Origin of the sequence: Thiemannella venezuelensis, assembly GCF_014203605.1 — a bacterium.
Classification (GTDB): Bacteria; Actinomycetota; Actinomycetes; order Streptosporangiales; family Streptosporangiaceae; genus Planomonospora_A; species Planomonospora_A venezuelensis.
Window position 1 is genome coordinate 26,428 of record NZ_JACHJJ010000027.1, and the last position, 6,694, is coordinate 33,121.

Annotated in this window: 4 protein-coding genes; 3 read left to right on the forward strand and 1 reads right to left on the reverse strand. The window is 74.3% G+C overall.

Features of this window, described 5'->3' with window-relative positions:
* Window position 1: 1 nt before the first annotated feature.
* Window positions 2-607 (reverse strand): TetR/AcrR family transcriptional regulator, encoded by a 606-nt coding sequence (locus FHS22_RS30365; RefSeq protein WP_184947413.1) that lies wholly within the window; start codon window positions 605-607, stop codon window positions 2-4.
* Window positions 608-785: 178 nt separating this feature from the next.
* On the opposite strand from FHS22_RS30365, the gene FHS22_RS30370 reads away from it, so the two are divergent.
* The 3 genes from FHS22_RS30370 to FHS22_RS30380 all read left to right on the forward strand — a co-directional run.
* A complete protein-coding gene (locus FHS22_RS30370; protein WP_184947415.1) occupies window positions 786-4,046 on the forward strand; it encodes an AfsR/SARP family transcriptional regulator in 3,261 nt (1,086 codons plus the stop codon).
* Between the two features lie 30 nt (window positions 4,047-4,076).
* The gene (locus FHS22_RS30375) at window positions 4,077-5,618 is read left to right on the forward strand and encodes an MFS transporter (RefSeq protein WP_260408448.1); all 1,542 of its coding nucleotides are present in this window, start codon (window positions 4,077-4,079) and stop codon (window positions 5,616-5,618) included.
* 422 nt (window positions 5,619-6,040) lie between these two features.
* The coding region (locus FHS22_RS30380; protein WP_184947417.1) for an FG-GAP repeat domain-containing protein at window positions 6,041-6,694 on the forward strand (654 nt) is incomplete at its 3' end.

Genomic DNA, 6,694 nt, shown 5'->3' on the forward strand with positions numbered 1-6,694 from the left:
GTCACGGCGGCGGCGCGAAGGCTCCGGCCCGGGCCGCGGCCAGCGCGACCTCGGCGGCGCGGCGGGCGGCGGGCCCGTCGAGGGGCTCGCCGGTGACGAACAGCCGGTAGTACAGCGGCGCGCAGGTGGCCCGCACGACGTCGACCGCGTCGGTGCCCTCCGGTACCTCGCCCCGCGCGACGGCCCGGGTGACCACCCCGGCGGCCAGCCCGTGGCGGGCCTCGAAGAGGCCGGTCAGCGCCTCGCGGCCCTGCGGGGAGCGGAGCGCGGCGAGGATCAGGTTCCGCGGGGCGGCCCCGCCGTCCGGATCGGTGAAGCCGGCGCGGACCGCCTGGGTGATCGCGTGCAGGTCGTCGCGGAGGGAACCGGTGTCGGGCACCTGCCACGGCTGCCCGGCCGCGCGGGAGAGCACGTCGGCGACGAGCCCGTCCACCCCGCCCCACCTGCGGTACAGCGTCGCCTTGTGCACTCCGGACCGGTCCGCGACGCTCTCCGCGGTCAGTCCGTCGTAGCCCTCGCCCGTCAGCTCCGCCAGGGTCGCGTCGAGCACGGCCGCGCGGACCCGGGCGCTGCGTCCGCCGGGCCGCCTGATCGGCGCTTCAGTCAAAATCGACTCCAGGTGCGTCGGTAGCCGTCGGTCGGCATGCCCATACTAATGCGATTCTTTTCGCATTAGTATGGGCAGAGCACCTGCGACGGGCCCGTCCGCACGACGACGGCCGCCATCCGTTCCGCCTTGACCACGATCTTGAGTGAAGCCCTCGGGCACCTGCGACAATCCACACATGTGGTTCGGTGTTCTGGGGTCCACGGAGGTCAGGCTCGGCGAACGGCCGGTCGCGGTCGGCGGGCCGAGGCTGCGCGCCCTGCTGGCCATGCTGCTGCTGGACGCGGGCCGGGTGGTCACCGCCGAGCGGCTGGTCGGCGGCCTGTACGGCGACGCCCCGCCGAGCGGCCCCGCGGGTGCGCTCCAGGCGCAGGTCTCCCGGTTGCGCCGCCTGCTCGGCGAGGGCGACGGCGCCGGAGAGCTCATCCAGCACCACCCGGCGGGCTACCTGCTCGCCGCCGACCCCGACGACGTGGACGTCCACCGCTTCGAGCGGCTGGCCGCCGAGGGCCGTGCCGCGCTCGCCGCGGGCGACCACCCGGGAGCCGCCGGCACCCTGCGCGAGGCACTCGGCCTCTGGCGCGGCCCGGCCCTGGCCGACGTCGGCGACGCCCCCTTCGCCGCGGCGCAGGCCGTACGGCTGGAGGAGCTGCGCGTCACCACCGCCGAGGACCACGCGGAGGCCGTGCTGGCGCTCGGCGGCCACCGCGACCTCGTCTCCGGGCTGCGGCAGCTGCTGCAGGCGCATCCCCTGCGGGAGCGGCTCGCAGGGCAGCTCATGCGGGCGCTGTACGGCGCAGGCAGGCAGGCCGACGCGCTCGCCGTCTTCGACGGCTGCCGGCGGCGGCTCGCCGAGGAACTGGGCGCCGACCCCTCCTCCGAACTGGCCGCGGTCCATCTGGCGATCCTGCGGGCCGACCCGTCCCTGGCGGCTCCGGCCCGGGCGGCCGGCCCGGCGGCCCCGGCGTCCCGGACGCCCCCGAAGCCACCGGGCGCACCGCCCCAGGCCTCCCGGCAGGGCGTGCCCGCCCCGCTCACCTCGCTGGTCGGCCGGGCGGGCGAGCTGGAGCGGATCGGCGCGCTGCTCGCCGGAGCCCGGCTGGTCACGCTCACCGGCCCCGGCGGCACCGGCAAGACCCGCCTGGCGGCGGAGACCGCCGGACGCCACCCCGGTGACGCCTGCTTCGTGGAGCTGGCACCGCTCGGCGGCGGGGCGGAGCTGCCGCAGGCGGTCCTCGGCGCGCTCGGCCTCCAGGAGACCGGCGTGCTGACCGCGCCGGGCATGCAGGCCGGTCCGCCCGATCCGGTGGGCAGGCTCGTCGCGGCGCTCACCGGCCGGGAGGTCCTGCTCGTCCTGGACAACTGCGAACACGTCGTGGACGCCGCCGCGCGGCTGACCGACCGGCTGCTGGGCGCCTGCCCGGGGCTGCGGATCCTGGCCACCAGCCGGGAGGCGCTCGGCATCACCGGCGAGACCCTGCACCCCGTCCCTCCCCTGGAACTCCCGGAGCCGGGCACTCCCCCGGGCCATGCGCCCGCGGTGCGGCTGTTCGCCGACCGGGCGGCCGCCGTACGGCCGGATTTCACCCTGGACGGGGCCGCCGCCGAGGCCGTCGCGGACATCTGCCGGGCGCTGGACGGGCAGCCGCTGGCGATCGAGCTGGCCGCCGCCCGGCTGCGGTCGCTGACGGTGCACGAGGTGGCCGCCCGGCTGGACGACCGGTTCGGGCTGCTCTCGCGCGGGAGCCGTACCGCCCAGCCGCGGCACCGGACGCTCCGGGCGGTGGTGGAGTGGAGCTGGGAGCTGCTGGACGACGACGAGCGCACGCTGGCCCGGCGGCTGACGGTCTTCGCGGGCGGGGCCACCCTGGCCGCCGCCGAGCGGGTCTGCGGGGTGGATGACACCGACGGCGTCCTCGCCTCACTGGTGGACAAGTCGCTGGTGGAGGTGGTCGGGGACCGCTACCGGATGCTGGAGACGATCCGGGCGTTCTGCGCCGAACGGCTGGCCGAGGCGGGCGAGGAGGAGCGGCTGCGCCTGGCCCATGCCGACCACTTCCTCGACCTCGCCGAGACCGCGGGCCCGCACCTGCACCGCGCCGAGCAGCTGGAGTGGCTGGCCCGGCTGGACTCCGAGCGCGACAACCTGCACGCCGCGCTGCACCGGGCGACCGGAGCCGGTGAGATCGGGCGGGCACTGCGCCTGCTCTCCGCCCTGACGCCCTACTGGTGGCTGCGCGGCCTGCGCAGCGAGAGCGCCGTGCAGGCCCGCGAGCTGCTGGAGGCGATCGGCTCCGCCCCGCCCCCCGGCCTCGCCGACGAGTACGCCATGTGTGTGATGGCCGTCGCCTCGGGCGGCGGCCACGGGCCCGAGCTGGACGGGCACCTGGAGGCCACCCGGGAGATCATGACCCGCCGGGAGGCCATGCCCCGCCAGCCGTTCGCCAGCGTCCTGTGGGCGATGGTCGCCGGTCCCCCGCAGCGGGAGGCGGGCATGGAGCTGATGCGCCGCTGGGAAGAGCTGGAGATGGATCCCTGGATGCGGGCGATCAGCGTTTTCGGCTGGGGCTACTTCGAGCTGTTCGACGGGAACCCGGTCGAGGCCGAACGCTACTTCGTTCTCGCGCTCGCGGGCTTCCGCGCCCTCGGCGACCGCTGGGGCCTGGCCCAGACGCTCTCCGGGATGGCCGACCTCGCCGACTGGCGGGGGGACCGGGCCACGTCCGTGGCCCTGACGGACGAGGCGCTCGGCCTGGCCGAGCAGATCGGCGCCACCGTCGACGTGGCCGAGCTGCTCCGGCGCCGCGCCGACGGCAGGGTGCGGGACGGAGACCTGGCGAGGGCCTACGACGACTACGAGCGGGTGGCCGAGCTCGGGCGCCGGGCGGGCGCCTGGGAGCTGGTGGCCGGTTCGTGGCTCGGGCTCGGAGAGGTCGCCCGGCTCCGCGGCGAGCTGGACGAGGCACGCCGCCTGTGCGAGGCGGCGCTCGCGGAGTGCTCGGCGGGCTGGTTCGACGCCAGCCAGACGCGGATCCTCATCCATGTCGCGCTCGGCTGGATCGCCGTGGCCGAGGGCGACGCGGACCAGGCCCTGTCCTGGCACCGGCGGGCGATCGAGGCCGGGCTCGACCACCGCCACCTGCCCGTGACCGCCCGCATCGCCGAGGGTCTGGCCGGGGTCGCGATGCTGGAGGGCGACGGTGAGCGGGCGGCCCTGCTGCTCGGTGTGGGTACGGCGCTGCGCGGCTCCCCTCTCGCGGGGGATCCCGACGTGGCCCGCGTGAGCGCGTGGTGCCTCGCCCGGATCGGCGAGGCCGGCTACGACTCCGCCCACGCGCGCGGCGCCCGGCTCATCCGCCGGGACTCACCCGGCCTCGAAGAGTCGCCGCAACCGGCGCTGACCGTCCTCGGCGAGCAGCTGTCAGCGCTTGGTGAGTGATCCGTCAGCGCCGTCGCCGAAGCTGCCGTCATGACGAACGGCATGAGGAACGACTCCCGCAAGTGGGGCACGCTGGTGATCGCGTGCCTGGCGATGCTCCTGCTCTCCATCGACCTGACCGTGCTGCACCTGGCCACCCCCAAACTGGTCAAGGACCTGGACCCGTCCGGGACCCAGCTGCTGTGGATCGCCGACGCGTACGGCTTCGCGCTGGCCGGGCTGCTGGTGACCATGGGCAACCTGGGCGATCGGATCGGCCGCCGGCGGCTGCTGCTGACCGGCACCGCCGCGTTCGGCGCCGCCTCCCTGCTGACGGCCTACGCGCCCAGCCCCGAACTGCTCATCGCCGCCCGGGCACTGCTCGGTGTGGCGGGCGCGACCATCATGCCCTCGACGCTCTCGCTGATCCGCAACGTGTTCACCGACGCGAGGGAGCGGACCACCGCGGTCGGCATCTGGAGCAGCATCGGCGCGGCGGGCTTCGCGCTGGGTCCCGTGGTGGGCGGCGCGCTGCTGAACGAGTTCTGGTGGGGATCGGTCTTCCTCGTCAACATACCGGTGGTCGCGGTGATCCTCGCGGCCGGCCTGGCCGTACTGCCCGAGTCGCGCAACCCGCGCCCGGGCCGGATCGACCTGGTGAGCGTGCCGCTCTCCGTCGTCGGCGTGATCGCGGTCATCTACGCGGTGAAGGAGGCCGCCCACGGGGGCGCCGGTCAGATCTCGGTGCTCGTCCCGGCCGTGCTCGGCGTCGCCGCCCTCGCCGTGTTCGTCCGGCGGCAGACCCGGCTCGCCGAACCGCTCATCGACGTCCGGCTCTTCGGCAACCGCGCCTTCTCCGCCTCGGTCGGCTCCGCGCTGGTCGCCATGTTCGCGATGCTCTCCATGTCCCTCGTCTTCGCCCAGTACTTCCAGCTCGTCCTGGGCTGGTCCCCGCTGGTCTCCGGCCTGGCCGGGCTGCCGGGCGGGGTGGGCGCGGCCATCGGCGGGTCGGCGGCGGGCCCGCTGGTCATGCGCTGGGGCCGCGCCCAGGTCGTCGCGCTCGGCATGGCCCTGGCCGCCGTCGGCTTCGGCCTCTACAGCCAGGTCGGCATGGAGGTCGGCTACGCCTACCTGGTCGTCGCGATGATCATCACCAGCACGGGCATCGGGCTCACCTTCGCCGTGGTCAACGACACCATCATCGCCACCGCGCCCAAGGAGCGGGCCGGAGCCGCCGCCGCGATCTCCGAGACCGCCACCGAGATGGGCGGCGCCCTGGGCATCGCCATCCTCGGAACCGTGCTGAACAGCGCCTACACCGCCAACCTGGTGCTTCCCGCCGGGCTGCCCGCCGAAGCCGCCGGGCAGGTCCGCGACACCCTGGGCGACGCCCTGCGCACCGCCGCGACCCTCCCGGCGGACCTCGCCTCGGCCGTCGCCGGGGCCTCCCGGCAGGCGTTCGTCGACGGCATGCAGGCCACCGTGCTCACCGGTGCGGGAATCCTCCTGGTGCTCGCGGTGGCCGCGCTCTACGCGCTGCGGGGTGTGCCGAAGGAGCTCTCCGACGACGTCACCGAGCTCAGCCACGCGTGAGCCCTTGACGGCGCCCCCATGACGGCGCCCCCATGACGGCGCCCCCATGACGGCGCCCCCATGACGGCGGAGCCTTTCCACCGGACGCCCAGGTCCTCACCCCGGTCTCAGACCGGCGGGTGAGGACCTGGGCGTCCGGCGCCGCGATCGGCGGTCGCCCGGTCGGCTTCGCGGGAGCCCTGAGTGTGGTTCTGAGAGCATTTGGGCAGGATCCGGACGGTAGTGCCGTCCACAGCTTCCGTCCGAGGACTTCGAGGACGCGGAGACGCGCGAACAGAGCGCGCGGGCAGCGGGAGAGGCCCATCCGGGCGGAACGCACGGGGATTCGACATCACGCGGGGGCGAAGCGCGCCTTCCGCCTGACCGCCCCACGCTGAACGGCACCTGGATCCAGAAAGCCGATCAAGAAATTGAGCTCATTCATGAAACCCATAAAGCACCCGGCATGGCGCCGCGCGGTGACGGTCCTCCTCGCCATGGCCACCGCCCTCGTCCTCGGAACCTCCTTGCGGGCGGTCTCGCCTCCGGCCCTCTCGGCCCAGAGCAGCTACACCTTCGCGGGCACCACCGACTGGAACAACGACGGCAACGAAGACATCATCGCCCGCGACATCAACGGCGCCCTCTGGCTCTACCGAGGCCAAGGCACCCTCACCCCCAGCCTCCTGCCGCGCACCCAGATCGGCACCGGCTGGAACGGCTACACCTTCGCGGGCACCACCGACTGGAACAACGACGGCAACGAAGACATCATCGCCCGCGACATCAACGGCGCCCTCTGGCTCTACCGAGGCCAAGGCACCCTCACCCCCAGCCTCCTGCCGCGCACCCAGATCGGCACCGGCTGGAACGGCTACACCTTCGCAGGCACCACCGACTGGAACAACGACGGCAACGAAGACATCATCGCCCGCGACATCAACGGCGCCCTCTGGCTCTACCGAGGCCAAGGCACCCTCACCCCCAGCCTCCTGCCGCGCACCCAGATCGGCACCGGCTGGAACGGCTACACCTTCGCAGGCACCACCGACTGGAACAACGACGGCAACGAAGACATCATCGCCCGCGACATCAAC

What these genes read in the sequence shown, in the direction of transcription:
- FHS22_RS30370 (WP_184947415.1), top strand. Translation starts at nt 786, where the DNA reads ATGTGGTTCGGTGTTCTGGGGTCCACGGAGGTCAGGCTCGGCGAACGG.
- FHS22_RS30375 (WP_260408448.1), top strand. Translation starts at nt 4,077, where the DNA reads ATGACGAACGGCATGAGGAACGACTCCCGCAAGTGGGGCACGCTGGTG.